This window comes from Peptoniphilus sp. HMSC062D09 (assembly GCF_001811425.1).
In the GTDB taxonomy this organism is placed as follows: Bacteria; Bacillota; Clostridia; order Tissierellales; family Peptoniphilaceae; genus Peptoniphilus_A.
In genome coordinates this window covers 75534-96774 of the sequence record NZ_KV804698.1, presented here as the reverse complement: position 1 = coordinate 96774, position 21241 = coordinate 75534, and the positions used below count along the sequence as shown (strand labels likewise).

Annotated in this window: 23 protein-coding genes; 6 read left to right on the top strand and 17 right to left on the bottom strand. The window is 34.9% G+C overall.

The genetic code is table 11. From position 1 onward, the window contains the following. Positions 1-4: 4 nt before the first annotated feature. The 9 genes from HMPREF2801_RS02670 to HMPREF2801_RS02630 all read right to left on the bottom strand — a co-directional run bounded on the left by HMPREF2801_RS02670 (position 5) and on the right by HMPREF2801_RS02630 (position 8448). On the bottom strand, positions 5-706 hold the full coding sequence (locus HMPREF2801_RS02670; protein WP_070610430.1) for an ABC transporter ATP-binding protein: 702 nt from the start codon (positions 704-706) through the stop codon (positions 5-7). Positions 707-799: 93 nt separating this feature from the next. Further along, positions 800-1201: a DUF3887 domain-containing protein gene (locus HMPREF2801_RS02665; protein WP_070610429.1), complete on the bottom strand. Its 402-nt coding sequence runs from the start codon at positions 1199-1201 to the stop codon at positions 800-802. Then, a complete protein-coding gene (locus HMPREF2801_RS02660) occupies positions 1188-1790 on the bottom strand; it encodes a YhfC family glutamic-type intramembrane protease (RefSeq protein ID WP_070610428.1) in 603 nt (200 codons plus the stop codon). Before HMPREF2801_RS02660 ends, HMPREF2801_RS02665 begins: the two co-directional genes overlap by 14 nt. A gap of 146 nt (positions 1791-1936) precedes the next feature. Then, complete coding sequence (gene smpB / locus HMPREF2801_RS02655) at positions 1937-2392, bottom strand: SsrA-binding protein SmpB (protein ID WP_070610427.1); 456 nt, start codon at positions 2390-2392, stop codon at positions 1937-1939. Beyond that, the gene (rnr, locus tag HMPREF2801_RS02650) at positions 2385-4487 is read right to left on the bottom strand and encodes a ribonuclease R (protein ID WP_070610426.1); all 2103 of its coding nucleotides are present in this window, start codon (positions 4485-4487) and stop codon (positions 2385-2387) included. Before rnr ends, smpB begins: the two co-directional genes overlap by 8 nt. Further along, a complete protein-coding gene (locus HMPREF2801_RS02645) occupies positions 4487-5659 on the bottom strand; it encodes a D-alanine--D-alanine ligase family protein (protein WP_070610425.1) in 1173 nt (390 codons plus the stop codon). Before HMPREF2801_RS02645 ends, rnr begins: the two co-directional genes overlap by 1 nt. 4 nt (positions 5660-5663) lie before the next feature. Next, positions 5664-7217: a UDP-N-acetylmuramoyl-tripeptide--D-alanyl-D-alanine ligase gene (gene murF / locus HMPREF2801_RS02640; RefSeq protein WP_070610424.1), complete on the bottom strand. Its 1554-nt coding sequence runs from the start codon at positions 7215-7217 to the stop codon at positions 5664-5666. Between the two features lie 9 nt (positions 7218-7226). Further along, positions 7227-7997: an alpha/beta fold hydrolase gene (locus HMPREF2801_RS02635; protein ID WP_019124950.1), complete on the bottom strand. Its 771-nt coding sequence runs from the start codon at positions 7995-7997 to the stop codon at positions 7227-7229. Beyond that, positions 7984-8448, bottom strand: a complete 465-nt coding sequence (locus tag HMPREF2801_RS02630) for a hypothetical protein (RefSeq protein ID WP_070610423.1) — start codon at positions 8446-8448, stop codon at positions 7984-7986. The genes HMPREF2801_RS02635 and HMPREF2801_RS02630 overlap by 14 nt, the downstream gene beginning before the upstream one ends. Before the next feature lie 106 nt (positions 8449-8554). Between HMPREF2801_RS02630 and HMPREF2801_RS02625 the strand changes: the two genes are divergently transcribed. Beyond that, positions 8555-8794: a glutaredoxin family protein gene (locus HMPREF2801_RS02625; protein WP_019124952.1), complete on the top strand. Its 240-nt coding sequence runs from the start codon at positions 8555-8557 to the stop codon at positions 8792-8794. Positions 8795-8826: 32 nt separating this feature from the next. Here HMPREF2801_RS02625 and HMPREF2801_RS02620 read toward each other — a convergent pair whose 3' ends face one another. The 7 genes from HMPREF2801_RS02620 to HMPREF2801_RS02590 all read right to left on the bottom strand — a co-directional run bounded on the left by HMPREF2801_RS02620 (position 8827) and on the right by HMPREF2801_RS02590 (position 14378). Next, entirely contained in the window at positions 8827-9732 is a 906-nt protein-coding gene (locus HMPREF2801_RS02620; protein ID WP_070610422.1) for a hypothetical protein, read from the bottom strand. Between the two features lie 193 nt (positions 9733-9925). Further along, the gene (locus tag HMPREF2801_RS02615; RefSeq protein ID WP_083303699.1) at positions 9926-10912 is read right to left on the bottom strand and encodes a 3D domain-containing protein; all 987 of its coding nucleotides are present in this window, start codon (positions 10910-10912) and stop codon (positions 9926-9928) included. A 385-nt stretch (positions 10913-11297) separates the two neighbouring features. Then, entirely contained in the window at positions 11298-11927 is a 630-nt protein-coding gene (locus HMPREF2801_RS02610; protein ID WP_070610421.1) for an NUDIX hydrolase, read from the bottom strand. Beyond that, positions 11917-12957 carry a patatin-like phospholipase family protein gene (locus HMPREF2801_RS02605; RefSeq protein WP_070610420.1) on the bottom strand — a complete coding sequence of 347 codons (1041 nt, stop codon included), beginning with the start codon at positions 12955-12957 and terminating at the stop codon, positions 11917-11919. Before HMPREF2801_RS02605 ends, HMPREF2801_RS02610 begins: the two co-directional genes overlap by 11 nt. Beyond that, the gene (gene mscL, locus HMPREF2801_RS02600) at positions 12954-13373 is read right to left on the bottom strand and encodes a large conductance mechanosensitive channel protein MscL (RefSeq protein WP_070610419.1); all 420 of its coding nucleotides are present in this window, start codon (positions 13371-13373) and stop codon (positions 12954-12956) included. Before mscL ends, HMPREF2801_RS02605 begins: the two co-directional genes overlap by 4 nt. Before the next feature lie 10 nt (positions 13374-13383). After that, the gene (locus HMPREF2801_RS02595) at positions 13384-13803 is read right to left on the bottom strand and encodes a deoxycytidylate deaminase (protein ID WP_070610418.1); all 420 of its coding nucleotides are present in this window, start codon (positions 13801-13803) and stop codon (positions 13384-13386) included. Next, entirely contained in the window at positions 13800-14378 is a 579-nt protein-coding gene (locus HMPREF2801_RS02590; protein ID WP_070610417.1) for a ribonuclease H1 domain-containing protein, read from the bottom strand. The genes HMPREF2801_RS02595 and HMPREF2801_RS02590 overlap by 4 nt, the downstream gene beginning before the upstream one ends. An 86-nt stretch (positions 14379-14464) precedes the next feature. Between HMPREF2801_RS02590 and HMPREF2801_RS02585 the strand changes: the two genes are divergently transcribed. The 4 genes from HMPREF2801_RS02585 to HMPREF2801_RS02570 all read left to right on the top strand — a co-directional run bounded on the left by HMPREF2801_RS02585 (position 14465) and on the right by HMPREF2801_RS02570 (position 19456). Beyond that, positions 14465-15355: a fructose bisphosphate aldolase gene (locus HMPREF2801_RS02585; RefSeq protein ID WP_070610416.1), complete on the top strand. Its 891-nt coding sequence runs from the start codon at positions 14465-14467 to the stop codon at positions 15353-15355. A 296-nt stretch (positions 15356-15651) separates the two neighbouring features. Further along, positions 15652-17295: a tryptophanase gene (locus HMPREF2801_RS02580; RefSeq protein ID WP_070610415.1), complete on the top strand. Its 1644-nt coding sequence runs from the start codon at positions 15652-15654 to the stop codon at positions 17293-17295. Between the two features lie 71 nt (positions 17296-17366). Beyond that, positions 17367-18707 carry a sodium-dependent transporter gene (locus HMPREF2801_RS02575; protein WP_070610414.1) on the top strand — a complete coding sequence of 447 codons (1341 nt, stop codon included), beginning with the start codon at positions 17367-17369 and terminating at the stop codon, positions 18705-18707. Positions 18708-18880: 173 nt separating this feature from the next. After that, complete coding sequence (locus tag HMPREF2801_RS02570) at positions 18881-19456, top strand: TroA family protein (protein ID WP_070610413.1); 576 nt, start codon at positions 18881-18883, stop codon at positions 19454-19456. A 42-nt stretch (positions 19457-19498) separates the two neighbouring features. Here HMPREF2801_RS02570 and gloB read toward each other — a convergent pair whose 3' ends face one another. Then, on the bottom strand, positions 19499-20188 hold the full coding sequence (gloB, locus tag HMPREF2801_RS02565; protein WP_070610412.1) for a hydroxyacylglutathione hydrolase: 690 nt from the start codon (positions 20186-20188) through the stop codon (positions 19499-19501). A 125-nt stretch (positions 20189-20313) separates the two neighbouring features. On the opposite strand from gloB, the gene HMPREF2801_RS02560 reads away from it, so the two are divergent. Further along, positions 20314-20847, top strand: coding sequence for a hypothetical protein (locus HMPREF2801_RS02560; protein ID WP_070610411.1), 534 nt, complete (start codon positions 20314-20316; stop codon positions 20845-20847). Positions 20848-21241: the final 394 nt, after the last annotated feature.

Genomic DNA, 21241 nt, shown 5'->3' with positions numbered 1-21241 from the left:
GCACCTACCATTCTATTTCCATAATATCCCTTGGATTTTTGTTGATAAAAACATCTTTTACCCTTGCATCAGAAATTTCAATTAATCTGTCTGCAGAATTTTTTATTGCCGAATTGTGAGTAATTAAAACCACTGTAGTGTCTGTTGTCCTAGTTAAATCTTGCAAGAGCTTTAAAATTTGCTTGCCTGTGTTATAGTCAAGAGCTCCCGTTGGCTCGTCGCACAAGAGAAGTTTTGGATTTTTTGCAATTGCACGAGCAATGGATACCCTCTGCTGTTCACCACCAGATAATTGTGATGGGAAGTTGTCCATTCTCTCGCCAAGTCCCACAGATTTTAAAACTTCCACTGGATCCTTTGCCTTCTTTACAATTTGTGTGGCAAGCTCAACATTTTCAAGAGCTGTCAAGTTTGGAATGAGATTGTAAAATTGAAATACAAAGCCCATGTCATACCTTCTGTAATCTGTTAGCTCCCTCTCATTAAAGGAGACAATGTTTTTGCCATCAACAAAGAGTTCGCCACCAGAAGCAGTGTCCATGCCGCCAAGAATATTTAAAAAAGTTGACTTTCCAGCACCAGATGCGCCGAGAATTATTGCAAATTCATTTTTTTCTATTTCAAAATTTAATTTATCATTAGCCATTACAGATCTCTCGCCAATATTGTAGACCTTGGAAAGATTTTTAACTTCAATAAAAGACATAATATCACCTGATGCTATTATATCAAAATTTCCCTATACTTTAAATTTAAAAAAACGCCCATGACTGAGCGTTAATTAATAATTTTATTCAATTTACTTGAAAAAAATTCCAACTATTTTATCATCCTTATTAAAACTTACCCTAAAAAGAACATCCTTCTTTTCATACTTGACCTTTTGTAAAATAGTCGAATAAGTTGAGCCTGAATTTTTATCCTCTTCATAGATTCCCTTAGCGTCACCGAATTCTACAAATTTCCCATTTTCATCAAGATTTTTATAGGCTTCTTCCAAAATTTCTTTTTTAAATCCTAGTGATTTTTCTGTTAAATCAATAAATTCATCTGTTTTTCTCTCATTGACTAAACTTATGGCAGCTTGAGATTTTTTTTGATACTTATTAAAATCCTCATCTGACATTTTTTTAGTCTTAGAACCGCAGGCAACCAAAAGTAATACAATAGCTGTTAAAGTTAAAATTTTAAATTTTTTCATTTCTATTCCCTCCTAAATTAATTTTAAAAATGAAAATTAAGATAAATATACAAAGCAAAGTCCAACTTCCGTACAAAATCAAATTACTAAATCCAAAAATATTCTTTAAAATTATAAAATAATCAAAAAAACCATGTAAAAAAATCGCTAGAATTAAATATCTGTATTTTTCCATTCTATTAAATCCAAGCCATATTAATAAAGTCATACCAATATGAAAAATCACCGCTAACAATCTTTCATATAATCCTAAAAAAATATCAGACCTAGTCATTAGGTTTAGACTGCTAAAACTCACAATAAGAACAAATATTACTTCTATAAGTCCATGACCTAACCCAAAAATAATTGCATCTGACTTGCTATTACTTTCTTTTAAAAACTTATCCTTAAAAATAAATCTTCCACCCTCTTCAAAAAGTCCCGCACTCAGGGTGATTAAAAATCCATATAATAATGGATAAAGACTCTGAAAGTTGTTGAGCCATAAGTTGTTGTTTAATAATTTCAAAAGAGGTAATCGAAGGCATAGCTGTGACAATACAAAACATATCATTCCTAGCAAAAATAATTTTAAGAATTTTTTCACAATTAAAACCCCTTTCTATTTAGATTGTTGTCTAAATAGAATTTTATCATCATTCTTTTGCTATGTCAATAAAATTCCTTTTATTTTAAATACAAAATAAAAACGCCCATGACTGAGCGTTAATTAATAAATTTTATTTTTAATTTTTAATACATTGTAGCCTGGCGAAGTCTCTTGTCCACTTCTTTTTTCTTCATTGTCTCCCTCTTGTCCCAAAGTTTTTTACCCCTCGCCTTGGCAATTAGGACCTTTACCTTTCCACGAGTTAGGTAAACCTTTAAGGGAATAATTGTGTAGCCATCTTGGGTCTTAACTTTTTCCAAGCGGAGAATTTCATTTTTGTGCATCAAAAGTTTTCTCTTCCTCATGGGATCAACATTGTGTATATTTCCCTGCTCATAGGGAGAGATGTGCATGCCGTAGACGAAGATCTCGCCCTTATTTATGTCGCAGTAGGAATCTCTTATGTTTACCTGCCCTGCTCTAATTGATTTAACTTCTGTGCCAAAAAGTTCTATGCCAGCTTCATAAGTGTCCTCGATAAAATAAAGATGGCTTGCCTTTTTGTTATTAGCTATTGCATTGTCTTTTTCTTTACTCATCTTCATCACCTACTAATTTAAAATCAATATTTCCCATATTTAAGTCCACACTTACAACTTGGATCTCTACTTGGTCGCCTATGTGGAACTCATTTTTTGTCTCATAGTCTACAGCCTTGTAGTGGTCCACATCAAATTCGTAGTAGCCCTCCATGGACCTGTAGCTTACAAGCCCTTCTACTAAATTGTCTAGTTCCACAAAAATTCCAAAGCTTGTAATGCTAGAGACCCTGCCAGTGTATCTTTCTCCAAGGCGCTCTGACATGTACTCTGCCATTTTTATGTCTTGGACTTGTCTTTCTGCGTCCTGAGCAATTTTTTCTGTCCTGGAAACTTGCTCTGCTATCTCTGGCAAGATGACCTTTAAATTTTTAATTTCTCCTCCAGAGAGTTTGCCCTTTAGGTATTTCTTTATAATTCTGTGAATTGTCAAATCTGCATATCTTCTTATGGGAGATGTGAAGTGTGAATAATAATCAAAGGCTAGGCCAAAGTGAATGTCATTTATTTCAGAATACCTTGCCTTTGTCATGGAGCGAAGGGTCATAGTAGAGATAAACATCTCTTCCTTAGAGCCCTTTGCCTTTTCAAGAACCTTTTGCACATCTTTTGGCTGAACTTTTTCGTCAAAGTTAATCATGTAACCAAGAGGTCTTAGGTAGGTATTTAGTTCAGAAATTTTTTCTTCTTTAGGTCTTTCGTGAATTCTATATAAGAAAGGAATGTGTTTGAAAAAATATTCCCTTGCCACGCAGACATTGGCTGTAAGCATAAAGTCTTCGATAAGTTTGTTGGCTGACCTTCTGTCTCTCTTGTGAATATTTTGTGGCCAACCTCTATCGTCAACTTCAATTACAACTTCTGGTATGTCAAAGTCAATGGCGCCGCCCTCTTCTCTCTTCTTTTGCAAAATTTTTGAGAGCTCATACATCTTGTCCAGTGTTTCTTCCAGTCCCTTTATAGATTCGTGAAGGACTCCCTTTTCCAAGTAGTCAGACACATTTTCGTAGACCAGCCTTCTATTAGAATTTATAACAGATTCACAGATGTCATATTTTACAACATCGCCCTCTTTATTTATCTCTGCCATAACTGATAGGGTGAGCCTATCTACGCCCTCATTAAGGGAGCATATGCCATTGGAAAGTTCAAGAGGTAGCATGGGTATTACCTTGTTTAGCAAATAAACTGAGTTGCCCCTCTTGAAAGCCTCTTCGTCAAGGGCGCCAAACTCTTCTACATAGTGTGCCACATCAGCAATGTGAACGCCTAAAAGGTAATTGCCCTTCTTAGAAATTTCAAGAGAGATGGCATCGTCAAAGTCCTTTGAATCTGCCCCGTCAATTGTAAAGGTTAAAAGGTCTCTAAAGTCCCGCCTTCCCTTTATATCATCAGCAGAAACCTCTTGTGGCAGGCTCTTTGCCTCAGCTAGGGCTGCCCTGTTAAATTCCATGGGCAGGTCAAGACCTGCTGCCACAGACATTATGTCTACATGGGGGTCTTCTGGATAGCCTAAAATTTCTAGAACCCGTCCTTCTGGCTTTTTATTTGCCTCTGGCCACTTCTCGATTTTTACAACTACCTTTTGACCATTTCTTGCTCCATTAATTTTTTTCTTTGGAATGTAGATGTCCATTGCCATTTTGCTCTCGTCAGTGATTACAAAACCGAAGTCTCTCTTGTCTTGAAAGATGCCCACAAATTTTGTGTTCACCCTCTTTACTATGGCAAGGACCTTTCCCTCTGGCTTGTCGCCAAAGGAATCCTTATACCTTCTCACAATGACTTCGTCGCCATTTAGTGCGAAGTTTAAATTGTTTTTTGATATATAAATGTCTTCGTCAAGATTTTCAGTAATCAAAAATCCAAAACCCTTGGCATTTGTTTGAAGTTTCCCATAAAAGAATTTGTCATTGTCCACAAATCTATATTTTTTTCTGCTGTCTTCAAAAATAAGTCCCTCATTTTCTAGTTCTTCAATTATTTTCAAAAACTGCTTCTTCTCTTTATTTTTAATTTTAAATAATTTAAGGAGTTCCTCTTTTGACCTTGGTGTTGTCTTTTCGATAATTTCTAAAATCTTTTCTTTAATCATTAAATCTTTGCTCCATAACTTGTCATATTAAATAAGTTTGAATCGATGGAATAGCTGTTTTCTGCCCTTTCGCTGTATCTCTCATGACCAAGTTCAATTAATCTTGTGATTAAATCCTTAATCTTTAAGCCCTCTACTTCATAGAGGTAAAAGGCAATGGAACCTGGAAGGGTGTTGATTTCATTTACATAAGCCACATGGCCATCAACTAAAAAGTCAATTCTTGCAACGCCTGCTCCATCAATTGCCCTAAAACTTTTCTTAGCAAGGTCCTTAATTTCTTTTTCAAGTTCTGGTGTGAGGTCAGCTGGAAGCTTTTTGTTTTGGTGTTTTTGTGAAGACTTTGCTCCCTTTGAGCCAGAAACATACTTGTCTTCGTACTTCAAAAGATCTTTAAAGCCAAGAGGTTCTTCTGCTGCAGAAACTTTTAGGTCATCTTCATAGCCTAGGACTGCCACATTTATTTCTCTTGGGTTTACCACTGCTTCTTCCACGATTATTTTTCTGTCGTAATGGGCAGCAACTTCAAGGGCCTTTGAAAGGTCAAGAGCATTTTCCACTCTTGAAATTCCAATAGAGGAACCTAAATTTGCTGGCTTTACAAATAGAGGATATTTCAAATCCTTGCACTTTTCAACAATATTTTGTAAATTTTTGAGCTCATCTTTGTAAAAATACTTGTATTTCGTCATGGGAATATTTTCTGATTCAAAAACTTTTCTCATTACAACCTTGTCCATGCCCACAGCAGCAGACATTACGCCACAGCCAGTGTAAGGCATTCCCATAAGTTCAAAAAGCCCTTGAGTACATCCATCTTCGCCAAAAGTTCCGTGAAGGGCAAAAAATATTGCGTCAATTTTTTGGTAGACTTCAACAGAATCATATTCTGCCTTAAATAATTTCTTGTCATTGTGTTTCACGCAGTAAAGGTTTCTGTCGCCATAAATTGGTTTAAAGAAAACTTCAACTCCATCATGAAAGTCTTGGTTCTTGTAGGCCTTAAAGTTTTTTAAACTTTCGCCAGAGAGAAATTTGCCGCTCTTTGTAATGTAGATTGGAATAGGATTGTACTTAGTCTTATCCATATTTTCAATAATTTGCATTCCTGTTATAACAGAAACTTCGTGTTCAACGGATCTTCCTCCGAAGATTACTCCTATATTTTCCATTTTTTCACTCCTCATTGTAGTTGTCAGGTAGGTCATTTTCAAAGAGAACGACATCTCCCGGCAAGGAAATCTTTGCAAGTACTTCAGTAGCTTCTGCTAGTGAAGACACTCTATAAATATTATCTTCATTAAAATTTTTATTTTTTAAGCCCTGGTAAATTGGCATAGTTCTATTTTTCCCAACTAAAATTGGAAAATCTATGACATCTGCCATGACTTCGCCTATTTTTCTATTTTCTTCTTCTTCCATGTCGCCAAGTTCAACCATGCCCGGCGTAATTATAATCTTTCTGTGGTCCTTAAATTCCTTAAGGACATCAAGAGCTGCCCTAAAGCCTACAGGATTGGAATTAAAGGCATCGTCAATAATAATTGTGCCATTAGTTGATGGAATAAGTGAAAGTCTGTGTTCCACTGGCTCAACTTTTTTAATTCCCCTTTGAATTTCTTCTAGGCTAAGACCAAGGACATGGGCCGCAGTTGCCGCCGCAAGTAGGTTTGAAATATTGTGAAGACCAAGAAGCCTAGTTTCGCATTTAATTTCGCCGGCTCCCTTTATGTGAAGCATAAATTCTGATCCACTTTCATTTACTTTTATTTCATCAGCATAGACATCTAGCTTGTCAAAATCCTTTGTGCCGTACCTATAAGTCTTCTTTTTAGTCTTGTCTGCAAGGGGTTTTACATAGTCGTTGTCGTAGTTAAAAATTGCAATTCCATCTTCAGGCAGGTCCTCGATTAACTCGTACTTAGTCTTTTGAATGTTTTCGATAGTCTTAAAGAGGTGCATGTGAGTTGGTCCAATAGCTGTAATTATTCCAATGTCGGGTTGGACAAGCTGTGCAACTTCGTGAATTTCTCCTGGCACTTTGGCGCCAAGCTCTGCAATAAAAACTTCCCTGTCACTTTCAAGCTCGTTATTTATAATTTTTGAAAGTCCCATAGGTGTGTTAAAGGAAGATGGCGTATTTTTAACCCTTAGTCCCTCAGATAAAATTGTGTCGGATATAAATTTTACAGAAGTCTTGCCAAAGGAACCTGTTATGCCAAGGACCTTTAAGCCATTATCTTTTTTGAATTTTTTTATTTTTTCTTGGGCAGAAGTGTAAAATCCCATATTTATTTTATCTTCAGTAGGCTTTGCCCACTTGTTAGACAAAATCAAAAGTCTGTACTGGTAAAAATATGTCAAAAAGGAAAGGACTATTGTCACAAGACCTGAAATGACATAGGACTTTGTTAAATCAAATAGTACAAGTGAAATAATTATTATAAGAACAAAAGTAATGTCATTTACAAGCTTGTGCTTCTTTAAAAGTCTCTTTGCCCTATCAGTCCAAACTATGGGAGTCTTTTGATTTTTTTCAGGCTTATAAACAAGCTTATTCATCTTTTCCATGTTGTTTTTTAAAAATGTTTTGTATTCATCATTGTCGTAGCCCTCTAATTGAAGCATGTGAATTGGAAAATTGCTCCTAATTAGGGAATAATATAGTGCCAGGCAAATAACTACAAAATCTATTAAGTAAATTGGTAATCTCGCCAAAAAATATTCCATGTAAATCTCCTAATCTAAAAATGAATTAATAACTGCGCTAAATTGCGAAAACTTGTCTAGGTAAGAATAGTGGCCTGCATCTTCTAAGACCACAAGTCCAGAATTTTTTATCTCTTCTTCAAAAATCTTACCCATGTAAAGGGGCGTTGCCTCGTCCCTATCTCCCCAAATGAGAAGGGTCTCTGCCTCAATGTTTTTAAACTCTTCTCTTGTAGATTCGTTTACAACTTTTACGAAGCACTTGCGCATAATTCCATCTGCTGCTTGATAGTCGTCAGAGCCGCGATTTTTATAAAACTTTTCCATGGCTTCTTCATTGTTACCATGAGTCAGCATATATAATTTTTTTGCCGCCTTAAAGGAGTAGACCTTAGTGTAATAAGAAAGCTTTCTCTTAGGAAGAACTCCTGATGCATCAATTATTACAAGCTTGTCTATTAAGTCCTTATTTCTTGCCCCTAGAATGGTTAATGTCTTGCCACCAAAGGAGTGACCGATAAAGGTCGCCTTCTTTATATTAAAGATCTCCAAAAATTTTAAGAGAAATTCATAATAATCGTAGGTCCCCATGACTTCTTTTGGGTTATCAGAATCGCCAAAGCCTGGCGCATCGTAGGCATAGACTGTGTAAGATTCTGGAATGGCATTAAAAATCGGCATAATTGATTCAATATATGCACCCCATCCATGGAGAATTACAGCCACTTTGTCGCCGCCCTCTCTCTTAATATATGCAGTTTTAATTCCATCTATATCAATAAAATTTTTATCTACTTTCATCTTCATCTTCTTCTATAAAAATTATGGATCCTTCATCATTTCTTGAATTATTTTCTTTTCCAAGGTCTTTTTCAATATAAAGTCCAGAAAAGTCATCTTCGCCTAAATTTTTATCTAGCTTACTTTCAGAATCACTTGTAAAAATAAGCCCTGAACTGTCCCTTACATCAAGACCCATTTTTAGGGAAGAGATCCTTGCACTGTGCCTTTCAATTTCTCTCAAGGTCTCGTCAACATCAAGCTCTGACTGAAGACCCTTTAAAAGGCTATATTCATGGCGACCAAGGGCCTCAAAGAGTTCAGATAATTTTCTCTCTTCATTTAAAATTTCGTACTTTAGCCTTGCCGTCTTCTTAATTTCCTGTGATTCACTTACAATTTTTTTCTTCAAATAGTTTAAATTTTCCATAATTTCATCTACATTGCCATCGAGACTGTCAAAAAATCCCACAATATCACCTCGAATCTATGTTATTATATCAAAAAATGGCTGTTATTTAAATACTGCCCTTGTTTTCTTTGCCATTAATTGGGTAAATCTATTTTGGAGGGATATTATGGAAAAATTAACACTTTATGTAGGAACAGTTTGTCCTTTCTGCAAAAAAGTTGAATCCTTTATGGCAGATAATGGCATTGACTCTGTAGAAATAAAAAATATCGACAAGGACAAAGAAGCTCGAGAGTATTTAATAGAAAAGGGTGGCAAAAAACAAGTGCCATGTCTATTCATTGGCGAAGAGCCTCTTTATGAATCACTAGATATTATTAAATATTTAAAGGAAAACCTAGCTTAAGAATTTTTTAAAGAAAAAAAGACAGGGAGACTCTAAGAGTTTTCTCTGTCTTTTTTATTTCTTCTCTTGTACTTATTTTTCTTTCTCTTCTTTCGCGATAACAAAATATTTTTGCTCTTAGAAATATTGTAAGTGTTTAAAATTAAATTAATTAGGCTCATTAGCATTATTACCTTTATGATAAATACCTTTGGGATAAAGTGATTAGTCATAATAATAAAACTGATGATTGTAAAAATATCTACAAAGTATTCCAGATACATTATCTTTGAGACGATTGTGTTTTCTGAAAGCTTTAAGTTGTCGCTAAGCACATTTATAAAAAATAAAAACATTATAAAGGTGTAAGTGACAATGGAAATATTTATGCTGGCAGTGATTATATAAGTCTGAAGCATAAAATACATTGAAAAAGTCACTAGATGTAGTGCAATTTCATACTTTTCAATTTTAAAATCCTTAGTCTCGTAAAGATTATCTATGTCCCAATCCTCTGTAAGTGCCTTTAAAATTTTTGTGGTCTTGATTTTTTCACAAATCCATGAAGGAAGTAGGCTCAAGATAAAAATGCTAATGACTAGACTCTTTAGTAGGTCAAATAAATTTGCGCTGACAAATCTGTTGAAGTAATTGAAAATAAATAAAATTATTCCAATTAGGGCTGAAACAGAAAGCATCTTTAAGAAGGCGACAAAAATTTCATAATTCTTGCCACTTATAAGAAAGTTTCCCCCCTCACTATAAGCACTGGCAAATTCGTAGGGATTTCCCATTCTATTTAATTCTTTTTTTATGTCATCTTCCGTATAAATTTCGGGAAGTCTATCTTTTAAAATTTCTAAAAAATCATCCCTGGCATCCTTTTGCTTGTCATAGGGGATGTATCTTTGCAAATAATAAATATATCTATCGACGAGTTCATGTTCAATTAATTTCATAAAATCATCCTCATATATATTATAAAGTAAATAAAAGTTCTTTTAAATGGTCAAGCTTTATTTTTTAAAATTTTATTTTTTCTTAGCTTTTTAATTTCGGTGAAAATTTTCGACAAGTTCTAAGTAAAAGTCTCACAAATTTTTAAAATCAAAAATTTTCCCAATAAAAAAAGTCCTGTTGCCAGGACCTTAATTAGTCTAATACATAAACTTTTACATTTCTTCTGCCGAACCTATTTGCCTCAGCATTTGAGTTGTAAAATAAATCAATTCTGTTGCCCTTAATTGCTCCACCAGTATCTTCTGCTGTTGCATATCCATAACTTGCAAAACCGTCCATTGATTCTATATAAAGTTTTGAACCAAGTGGAATAACCTTAGGGTCAACGGCAACTGCACCAACTCTTGCACGAGTTCCCATGGCAGTTTTTGAACCAGCTGTTGGATCATAAGCTGTAGCTTGCATTACTATTACTCTCTTGGCATTTTTTCCATTAGGAGCTACTGTTCCCTTTTTAGTTCCAACTTCTACAACTTCCTTAACTGGATCCTTTGTGATTTCACTTTTTAAAACTTCAGTAGTTTCAAGAACGCCATTTACATAAGTGTTCTTTAGGCTTTCAGTCTTTTGTCCAACTTCGCCCTTAGTGATTACCTTTTTTTCTCCTTCAAACATGTCTTTGTTTTCGCGACTTTCTGTTTCAAAAGGAATTTCTATTTTGTTTTCAAGGTTTTCAACTACAACTCTATCGATTTTAATTTCCATGCCCTCTTTTGCAATTTCGTCAAGAGGAAGAGAAACTCTGTCAAGTTTGTTTAACTTAATGTCTAGGTTGTCCAGTACATCGGCAACTGTGTAGCCACTTGCTTCTGCTATTATTGTCTTTTTGCCGTCTTTAATGTGATAAGATTTTGGAGAAGAAATAACAATCTTCATATCCTTATCAATTTCTTTATCAAGGCTTGGACTAACTAGGTCCTTATTTTTAAGTACAATGCCTTCCTTTTCTAAGAAGTCACCTACAGTCTTTTCATATGTAAAAACTGTCTTTGTCTTTCCATTAATATTTAATTCTACATCATTTCCTAGAGCTGTGCTAAAACCCATTGTAAGTACAGACACAAGAGCTAGGAAAATCATAATAAATTTCGCATTTCGAAAAATGTTTTTTCTATTCAACTATATTACCTCCATTAGCGTTACAAAGTTGTAAATATTGTTACGATTTTGTAACTTCTTCTAACCTCTTAAAAGTATAATAGAAAAAACTTGCTTTGTCAATTTTTTGTAACCAATTTGTAATTCTTGTCCCAAGTCCCATTATTTAGCCATCTCTGAATTTATATTATTTGTATATATTTTCTAATAAAAATAAAAAAAGCTCTAAAGCTTGAAATTTAGAGCTTGAAAAAGAAATATTACATTTGTGTTACAAATTTTTTTTACTTTTTTGTTCTTTTTTTATAAAAAATTCCTTAAATTTTTCATTTCTTGCGGGAATTTTTTACCTTTTGTTTTGCTTTATAAAAATTTTGAACATTATTTGTACAAAATTTTATTAAGTCTAAAGGCTTATCCTTTCCACAAACCTTCTCGCCATTTTTGCAGTAAAGCCCCAGATGATTTGACCCTTATAATCGTAAAATAAAACTTCTTCCCTTCCCCTTTTGAACTTATAATTTTCGCCATTGGGGATCAAGTGGTAGGGGAAGTCCTCGCTTCTATTGACCTTTAAATTTATGGTGTAGGTTTTTGGCTCAGTTTCCATAAAAAACTTTAGGGGCACTGTAAAAATACTTTCCACTTCGTACTTTGAGGGACTGATTTCGAAAAAATCTTTTTTAATTTCCCCAATAAAGGTGTAGATAATTGCAGCATAGGGATTGACCAAAAAGTCGCCCTCTGCATAGATTTCCAAGTCTTTTTCTTCTATTAAGAGTTCCTCGCAAGTTTCTCTAAGGGCAGCTTCCCAGGGAGTCTCATTTTTTTCTATGCGACCTCCTGGAAAGGAAATTTCTCCTGGTTGATTCCTAAGAGTTAAGGCTCTCTTCTCAAACAAGAGGTGAATTTCTCCCTTTCTCTTTATTAGAGGAATCATGACAGCAAATCTATTTTTCACATCTACAGGCATAGGACTTTTCTTCTGAAGTTTAGCTTTAATTTTCATCAAGTCAAAATCAGCATTAAAATCCATTTTCTATTTCCCTCATTAGTTCATCAACTGTATAAATTTTAAATCTATCCACTTTCTTTCTCTCTGCCTCATCTTCTAGAAGCTTATATAGAAGTTCGTCATATTTAAAAGTTTCTGGCAAGTCCAATTCCTCTGCAAGCTTTGGAACATGTTCCTCAAATACTTTTCTCACAAGTTCATTCCCAGAATTTTCAAACTTGTTTTTTAAAATTCTGGGAATATATTTTAAGCTTTCCTCTTCCTCCACTGGATGTATATAATAATCTTCTCCCCTTAATCCTTTAACTTCTCTAAAGGCGTCAAAGTAGCCAGTTTTTATGAGTTCATCAGCCTTTTCTTTGTTAAAATCCATGCTTGAACCAAGTTTTTTATTTGGCTTTATTATATATTTTGCCTTTATTTCAGTTTTAGGCGGAGTATTGTGAAGTCTTATAACTACAGCGTCCCTGCCTGTCTGGTCAACCATGTCCACTGGCAATTGTGATGCAAATCCACCATCTAAAAAATACTTTCCGTGAAGGGGCTTCATTTTAAATACAGGCAAGTAACAAGATGCGATTATATAATCCTTCAAAAGTCCCTTTTCAATGTCATCTTTAAATAATTTTTCAACCTTAAAATCAGAAATATTGACAGTACACAAGCCAAAATCAACATCAGACTTTCTTATTTTTTCTTCATCAATATATTCATCAACTAACCTAAATAGTGGGTCTGGGGATTTTTTTATCTCAGGAATTTTTATATCGCGATCCCTTAACAATTGACTTATCTTGTCCAACAAGTCATCATCTTCATTATTATCAATTTCTTCCATTTCATTTTCAAAGGAAGAAAAATCTAAACTCCTCCAAGCTTTAAAACACTCATAGGCGTCACCTTGGCAGAACATAGCTCCGTTAAAAGCGCCAATGCTTGTTCCAACGATTTTTGAAAAATTAAATCCCATTTCCATGAGGGCGAAATAGGCACCTACTTGGTAAGCACCCTTAGCTCCGCCGCCTTCAAGGACTAAATCCCACTCTTTCATTTTATACTTCCAAGTTCAGATGTGCAGTGTGGACATCTAGTAGCATCAATGGCAATAGTTGACTTGCAGAAAGGGCACACCTTTTCTGTAGGCTCTACCTCTTCTTCCTCTTTTTTAAATTTGTCAGTAACCTTTGAGATTTGTTTAATCATAATAAAAATAACAAGTGCGATAATCAAGAAATCAAAAACAGCTTGCAAAAATACGCCGTATTTAACTTCGGCATTTCCAACCGTTGCGCTCAAATCAGAAAAATTAACACCACCAAGTAAAATTCCAATAAGTGGCATCAAAATATTTTCCACAAGACTTGACACGATTTTGCCAAAGGCACCACCTATAATGACACCAACCGCCATATCCATGACATTTCCCTTAGCAACAAAATCCTTAAACTCTTCCATAAATCCCTTCATCTCTAACCTCCTAAATTTGTTTTAATAAAATATTATTTTTTTCGATTAACTCTAGGGCATAATCGTCAACTCTATAAGCTTCGTGGTAGTAAATTGCACAGATTCCTGCTTGTATAAGTGCCTTTGTGCAGTTAAGACATGGAAAATGTGTAACATAAGCCTTGGCGCCTTTGACAGAAATCCCTTCCTTTGCACAGTATAAGAGGGCATTCATCTCTGCGTGGATAGTTGCTATGCAGTGACCGTCACGCATTGTATGACCAACTTCGTCGCAGTGAGGGTTTCCCGTCACTGAACCATTGTAGCCAGTGGAAATAATTCTATTGTCAGAATTTACCAGGACGCAGCCCACAAAGGCCCTATCGCAAGTAGATCTCGTTGCTACCATTTCAGTTATTTCCATAAAATATTCGTCCCAAGATTTTCTCATTTTGCCTCCTTTGCAAGCTTGTCCACAAGTTCGTTGTACTTGACACCAGTATGGGCCTCTACCTTTATAAACTTCACTTGAAGCCTATCCTTAATGTCATCATAAAACTTTTTATAGGCAATAGTTCCCTCTTTATTTGTCTTCCAAAAGCCAAGAGCCCATGACCTTATGCCTTCGTAATCGTAATGAAGATAAATTTTTCTCTTCCCAATAGACTCTGCGTATTCCATGGCCTTCATGGCGCCCTTTATTTCTCCAGAAACATTTCTCATGTCTGAATCCTTAAAAAATCTTTTGGAAAAGGAATATTCCTCCTCATCATTGTACATATATACCCCATAGGAATGACTCTTATCAGAATTTCTATAAGAACCGTCTACATAAACTATTAGTTCATCCTTTTCTGCATCTTCCCTTTTTTCTTCTTCAACTTCATTAATAAAGGCCTTGGCATCTTCTAAGCTAGAAAATTTTTTAAAGCTTGCTCCCTTAAAGCCCATGGTCTCTTTTTTGCACTCGTCCCAAGTTTTATATATGCCGGGATTTCTCCCAACTCTAACTGCGTAATAATTCATATTCACCTCAAAATTTGTCATTTGTCAACTATGTCTACTTATTATATAATTAGAAGTAATTAGAAGTCTAGACTTTGGAGGTAAAAATGAATAGAGAACAATTTGATAGAATGAAAAATGGCAAAGGCTTTATAGCTGCTCTTGACCAATCAGGTGGCTCAACACCTAAGGCACTTTTAAATTATGGGGTTACAGAAGACAAGTATTCTAACGATGAAGAAATGTTTAAGCTCGTTCACGAAATGAGAAAGAGAATTATAACAAATGAAGCTTTCACATCAGACAGAATTTTGGCTGCAATTTTATTTAAGGTTACTATGAATTCAAAAGTTGGCGACAAGTACACTGGCGACTACCTTTGGGAAGAAAAGGGCATAGTTCCAATTTTAAAAATTGATGAAGGTCTTGATGTAGAAAAAGATGGCGCACAACTTATGAAGCCTTTCAAACACCTTGACGAACTTCTTGAAAATGCCAAGGAAAGAAATATTTTTGGCACAAAGATGCGTTCTGTTGTAAAAGAATTAAATGAAGAATCAATTAAAAAAGTTGTTGAACAACAATTTGACTACGCAAAGAAAATTTCTGCAGCAGGATTTGTTCCTATTATCGAGCCAGAAGTTGATATCCACGCTAAGGACAAGGCTGAAATCGAAGAAGTCCTAAAAAAATATTTAATTGAAGGACTAAAAAAACTTGGCAAAGAAAATTATGTTATGTTTAAGTTGACTCTTCCAGAAAAAGAAAATCTTTACGAAGACCTATATGACTTTGACCAAACTGTTAGGGTTGTTGCCCTTTCTGGCGGTTATTCAAGAGAAGAAGCCAACGAAAAACTTAGAAAAAATAGGGGCGTAGTTGCATCTTATTCAAGAGCCTTAACTGAAGGACTTAATGTAAATCAAACAGACGAAGAATTTACAAAGATGCTTGACGATTCTATAGAAAAAAATTACTCAGCTTCCGTTGAAAAATAAATAAAGACGAAAAGATCTCCTTTAGAGGAGATTTTTTTATATCTAAAATTTTTAAAAAGCAAAAGATTTTTTCCCTTAAAATTTATTCAATACTAAACTTCTATTATTGACTTTGATAAATTGGTAATGTAAACTATTTCTTAGATAATACATATTATCTTGGAGTTCTGACCGCTCATCAATAAGAAAATTTAAAATTTTGATAACCGGGGTTCTCTATGGGATACTGTCCGCTAGTCGACTTTTGTCGATGACCGGGGTTCCTCTATACTTTTTTTATTATATGGAGGTTTTTTATGAAAAAGTATCAATTAGATGTACCTACACCACATTCCTACACTTATGTTACAAAGAATATTCCAAATGTAACTGTGGAACAAAGAGAAAGAGCTCTTAAGGCTACTCACTACAATGAATTTGCCTTCCCTGCAGGAATGTTAACTATCGATATGTTATCTGACTCAGGAACTACTGCCATGACAGATGTTCAATGGTCTGCAATGTTTTTGGGTGATGAATCTTATGGAAGAAACAAGGGCTACTATGTTCTCTTAGATACCTTTAGAGATGTCTTCGAAAGAGGCGACGATCAAAAGAGAATTATTGACCTTGTAAGAACTGACTGCGACGATGTTGAAAAAATGATGAACGAAGTTTACCTTTGTGAATATGAAGGTGGACTATTTAACGGTGGATCTGCACAAATGGAAAGACCTAACACTTTTATCATCCAACAAGGTCGTGCAGCAGAATCAGTTTTATTTGAACTTGTTAGAAATATTTTAAATGGAAGAGAACCAGGCAAGACTTACACAATTCCTTCAAATGGACACTTTGACACAACTGAAGGAAATATCAAGCAAATGGGTTCTATACCAAGAAACTTATACAATAAAGAACTTTTGTGGGAAGTTCCTGAAAATGGTCACTATGAAAAGAATCCATTTAAGGGCAACATGGACACAGAAAAGTTGGAAGAATTAATTGAAAAATTAGGACCAGAAAATGTTCCTCTAATTTATACAACTATTACTAACAACACAGTATGTGGTCAACCAGTTTCCATGGCTAACATGAGAGAATGTTCAAGAATCGCCCACAAATATGATATTCCTTATATGTTTGATGCTGCAAGATGGGCAGAAAATGCTTACTTCATAAAAGTTAATGAAGATGGCTACGCTGACAAATCAATCCCAGAAATCGCAAAGGAAATGTTCTCTTATTGCGACGGTTTCACTGCTTCTCTTAAAAAAGACGGACACGCAAACATGGGTGGCGTTCTTGCCTTTAGAGACAAGGGCTTATTCTGGAAGAAATTCTCTGACTTTAACGAAGACGGTTCAGTTAAAACTGATGTAGGTATTTTATTAAAGGTTAAACAAATTTCTTCTTACGGCAACGACTCCTACGGTGGAATGAGTGGTAGAGATATTATGGCACTTGCTGCTGGTCTTTATGAAGCAGCTAAGTTTGATTATCTTGATGCCCGTGTTAAACAATGTGAATACCTTGCACAAGGCTTCTACAAGGCTGGAGTAAAGGGTGTTGTACTTCCTGCTGGTGGTCACGGCGTTTACATCAACATGGACGAATTTTTTGACAACAAGAGAGGACCAGAAACTTTTGCTGGTCAAGGTTTCTCTGTTGAATTAATTAGACGTTACGGAATTAGAACTGCAGAACTAGGCAATTATTCAATGGAATATGACCTAAAGACTCCAGAACAACAAGCTGAAGTAGCCAATGTAGTTCGTTTCGCAGTAAACAGAAGTCAACTTTCAAAGGAACACATGGATTATGTAATTGCAGCTGTAAAGGCTCTTTACGAAGACCGTGCTACTATTCCTAATATTAGAATAGTCAAGGGCAAGAACCTTCCAATGCGTCACTTCCACGCTTTCCTTGAAACTTATGAACCTTCTGAAGATGAAAAATAAGTTTTAAATTTTTAATTTAATATTAAGAAAAGCCCCTTGCAAGAGGGGCTAGCCTATTAAGGAGAATGACTATGGATAATAACTTAAAAGCTCGTGATGGTTTTAAAAGTAAATGGGGTTTTATACTTGCTTGTATAGGCTCTGCAGTTGGTATGGGTAATATTTGGAGATTCCCTATAATGGTTTCTACCTATGGTGGAATGACTTTTTTAATTCCATATATAATATTTGTAATTCTTATAGGATCAACTGGAGTAATTTCTGAAATGGCACTGGGAAGATCTGCTGAAGCTGGTCCCGTTGGCGCCTTTGGAAAATGCACAGAATTAAGATGGAATAATAGAAAACTTGGCGAAATAATTGGACTTATACCAGTAGTAGGCTCCCTTGCCCTAGCCATAGGTTACACTTGTGTAATGGGTTGGATTTTTAAGTACACTTTCCTTTCATTATCAGGCGGACTTTATGCTATGGGTCAAGACATGGATGTAATTGGCGGAACTTTTGGACAAACAGCCTCTGCCTTTGGCGCAAATATTTGGATAGTAATAGCTGTCCTTGCTAGCTTTGCAATTATGGTAATGGGCGTATCTGGCGGAATCGAAAAGGCAAACAAAATTATGATGCCTGTCCTCTTTGTTTTATTTGTAGGACTTGCAATTTACATCTTCACCCTTCCAGGTGCAGCTAATGGATATAAATATATCTTCACAGTAAACCCAGAAGGATTAAAGGATCCTAAAGTTTGGATTTTTGCCTTTGGACAAGCCTTCTTCTCCCTATCTGTTGCAGGAAATGGAACAGTTATTTACGGATCCTATTTACCTAAAAACGAAAGCATTCCGTCCTCTGCAAGAAATGTAGCAGTCTTTGACACTCTTGCAGCTCTACTTGCAGCCTTTGTAATTATCCCAGCAATGGCAACAGCAAATGCACCCCTTGACACTGGTGGTCCTGGACTAATGTTCATCTTCCTAGTAAATGTATTTAACGGCATGGCTGTTGGCAGAATCATAGGAATTATTTTCTACATCTGCGTACTCTTCGCTGGCGTATCTTCAATAATAAATCTTTACGAAACACCAGTTGCTTACTTGCAAGAAAAATTTAATTTTTCAAGACCAATTGCTACTACAACTATTCATGTAATTGGTTGTGTCGTTGCAATATTTATCCAAGCTATAGTAAGCGGTTGGATGGATGTAGTTTCCATTTACATCTGCCCACTTGGAGCAGCCCTTGCAGGCATAATGTTCCTATGGGTTGCAGGAAAAGATTATGTAATCCCTGCAGTTAGTCAAGGTCATAGAAAAGAAATCGGCGGATGGTATTATCCACTTGCAAAATATGTATATGTAACAGCTGCCATAATTGCCCTAATAGCAGGCGCAAAATTTGGCGGTATCGGTTGATATAATATAAAAAAATAAGTGTTGGCATTTTTGCCAGCACTTTTTTTGCCCTACAATTTATTTTATATTCTCTAAAATTTCTAAATTAAAAAAATTAGCTCTTGTATGTTTTCTTTTGTGTGATATTATGTTATTAAGCTAAAGTATGGTTTGTGAATTTAGGAGGCAAGATTATGAAAAAGAAATATCTCATTATTTTATTGACACTTCCCTTAATTTTTAGTGGCTGTAAAAAAACAAATAGCGAAGCTGCAAATTCTAGCCAAGAAGCACCAAAAAATTCTATTCAAAGTGAAAAAGTTGAGGCAGAAGACACTTCAGCTAAAGAAAATCAAGATAAGCAAATAGAGGAAAAGTATAATATTGTGGCACTAACTAGAAATATTTCACTTATTTTAAAGGAAATTGGCTACGAAAATGTCGGTGGAACAGTGGAAGAAGCAAAGGACCTTTATCCTGAGGCCAAAATTATTGGAAATGAAAAAAATCCAGACCCAGATCTAGTCTTTGATGTCTATCCAGATTTAATTCTCACAGATTCCTCAAATCACAGTGATTTTCTTTCAAAAATGCATGATTATAACTTTAAGAAACAATGTCGCTCTATGACTTACCCTCTTTCTTCTGCACCTAGTTTAGAAGAATATATTTACGTTTTCTGCAAGGACATAGATTATCCTAAGTATAGTGAAGAAAACCCTATACCAGAAGATTTGCTAAATAAGATAGAAAAAGAATTAAATCAATAAAACATTAAGCTCTGGATCAGCTTATGACCCAGAGCTTTCTCTTTAAAAATTATCCTTTTTATTCCTAAATTGAGTAAACTCATCTAAGTCCCTTGCCAAGAAGAAGGGATTTATTTTTTTCTCCTTTCCTATAGTTGATGGAAGGGTGATTTTATCTCCTTCACGCAGTTTTTTCACTCTTTCATATTCCCTGTCTAGGTCCTCATTAGAAATGACAGACCTTGCAAATTCTAAATTGGCAAGAGAATATTCGTGAGCGGGATAAACATAAATGTCTTCATCTAAGTCCTTTAACTTATTTAGTCCCTCATAGGCTTTTTTGTAGTCCTTAGTAAAGACTCTGCCGCAGCCAGCAAGGAAAAGGGCATCGCCACAGAATAATTTGTCGCACATTAAATAGGAAATATGTTCTTCTGTATGTCCTCCAGTTAAAATAACTTTAAAGTTTTCACCAAGAATTTCAAATTCATCGCTGTCTTTTAAAGTTATGTCGTTATATTCTTTTGTTTCAAGTGGTCCGTAGACTTTCGCACCATATTTATTTTTAAGTTCTTTAACCCCGCCCACATGGTCCATGTGCTTGTGAGTTAAAAGAATGTAGTCGAGATTTTTATCCTTCAAATAATCTATGACAGGACCTGGGTCGCCCGGATCTACAACAAGAGTCTTGCCATCCTTTTCTATTGTCCAAATATAATTGTCATTAAAAGCCTTAATATAATTAATAAACATAAAACACCTCTTAATATACATACTCTTATTGGTGTGATTTAAACAGTGCTATGGTATAAAGATATTTTGCTAAAGATTTATTTGCCTGCTATAATAAAATTAATAAAAGATATTGGGAGGTCAATATGAAAAAATTTTTAATAGTTTTTCTTGCAATATTTTTAATTGGCGGGATAATATATTTTTCACAAAATCACAATTTAAAAGATAATTCAACAAGTCCGAGAAAACTAAGTTCCGACACGAGAATATATAAAAGTGATAACAAGGGCGACTTTAAAATATACAAGGAAAAAAATTACCAAGATGGTCACTACTTATTGAAAAAAAGAATATTTTCTGAGAGTAAGTCTAATGATTTTGATTTGTGTCTAATTTTTGGTATAAAAAGCCAGAAAATAATTTCTGTGAAAGATGTCTCCTTAGAAACTGAAGGTAAGGGCTTCCAGGGAACTGTTTATGTAGAAATCGTCAGTGATGGAAAAAGTTTGGTCTACGATATTTTCGGAGACTTAAGTGAGGGACATTTGGAAAGACCAATCTTAGATATAAAGGATATGGGAAGAAAGATTGATGCATCTTTTTCCTCTTTAAGTGAATCTAAATCCCTTGATCATGTGGACGAGACTGGTGCTATATTTTTACCTTGGATGTTTTAAAATTTATATGAAATATAAAGAAAGTAGTCTTGTGCTTTTAAGACTACTTTCTTTTTTTATTTAATTTGTTTCAAGATATCCGACTAGCTTGGTTTCAGTGTGAGGACATTTAAAAAGACAGCCTTTTTGTGGCTGTCTTTAATTAGGTTGTTTTCTGATTTACAATCCGACTCCTTTGAAAAAACTCCCTATTCGGTCGCATTGGCTGAGACTCGATCAAATTTCTGAAAGAAATTTTGATAAGTCTGCCCACAGATTTTTGCTTGTCAAAAATCTATGTTCCTTTATTTTCGCTGGATAAGCTTCAGTGTGAAGATAAAAAAAGACAGCTGTTTTTTTGGCTGTCTTTTTTTAGGTTTTTTATTGATTTACAATCCGACTCCTTTGAAAAAAC

Coding starts and splice junctions, on each gene's coding strand:
- HMPREF2801_RS02670 (WP_070610430.1), bottom strand. CDS start 706: ATGTCTTTTATTGAAGTTAAAAATCTTTCCAAGGTCTACAATATTGGC.
- HMPREF2801_RS02665 (WP_070610429.1), bottom strand. CDS start 1,201: ATGAAAAAATTTAAAATTTTAACTTTAACAGCTATTGTATTACTTTTG.
- smpB (WP_070610427.1), bottom strand. CDS start 2,392: ATGAGTAAAGAAAAAGACAATGCAATAGCTAATAACAAAAAGGCAAGC.
- rnr (WP_070610426.1), bottom strand. CDS start 4,487: ATGATTAAAGAAAAGATTTTAGAAATTATCGAAAAGACAACACCAAGG.
- HMPREF2801_RS02645 (WP_070610425.1), bottom strand. CDS start 5,659: ATGGAAAATATAGGAGTAATCTTCGGAGGAAGATCCGTTGAACACGAA.
- murF (WP_070610424.1), bottom strand. CDS start 7,217: ATGGAATATTTTTTGGCGAGATTACCAATTTACTTAATAGATTTTGTA.
- HMPREF2801_RS02635 (WP_019124950.1), bottom strand. CDS start 7,997: ATGAAAGTAGATAAAAATTTTATTGATATAGATGGAATTAAAACTGCA.
- HMPREF2801_RS02625 (WP_019124952.1), top strand. CDS start 8,555: ATGGAAAAATTAACACTTTATGTAGGAACAGTTTGTCCTTTCTGCAAA.
- HMPREF2801_RS02620 (WP_070610422.1), bottom strand. CDS start 9,732: ATGAAATTAATTGAACATGAACTCGTCGATAGATATATTTATTATTTG.
- HMPREF2801_RS02610 (WP_070610421.1), bottom strand. CDS start 11,927: ATGGATTTTAATGCTGATTTTGACTTGATGAAAATTAAAGCTAAACTT.
- HMPREF2801_RS02605 (WP_070610420.1), bottom strand. CDS start 12,957: ATGAAAGAGTGGGATTTAGTCCTTGAAGGCGGCGGAGCTAAGGGTGCT.
- mscL (WP_070610419.1), bottom strand. CDS start 13,373: ATGAAGGGATTTATGGAAGAGTTTAAGGATTTTGTTGCTAAGGGAAAT.
- HMPREF2801_RS02595 (WP_070610418.1), bottom strand. CDS start 13,803: ATGAGAAAATCTTGGGACGAATATTTTATGGAAATAACTGAAATGGTA.
- HMPREF2801_RS02590 (WP_070610417.1), bottom strand. CDS start 14,378: ATGAATTATTACGCAGTTAGAGTTGGGAGAAATCCCGGCATATATAAA.
- HMPREF2801_RS02585 (WP_070610416.1), top strand. CDS start 14,465: ATGAATAGAGAACAATTTGATAGAATGAAAAATGGCAAAGGCTTTATA.
- HMPREF2801_RS02580 (WP_070610415.1), top strand. CDS start 15,652: ATGAAAAAGTATCAATTAGATGTACCTACACCACATTCCTACACTTAT.
- HMPREF2801_RS02575 (WP_070610414.1), top strand. CDS start 17,367: ATGGATAATAACTTAAAAGCTCGTGATGGTTTTAAAAGTAAATGGGGT.
- HMPREF2801_RS02570 (WP_070610413.1), top strand. CDS start 18,881: ATGAAAAAGAAATATCTCATTATTTTATTGACACTTCCCTTAATTTTT.
- gloB (WP_070610412.1), bottom strand. CDS start 20,188: ATGTTTATTAATTATATTAAGGCTTTTAATGACAATTATATTTGGACA.
- HMPREF2801_RS02560 (WP_070610411.1), top strand. CDS start 20,314: ATGAAAAAATTTTTAATAGTTTTTCTTGCAATATTTTTAATTGGCGGG.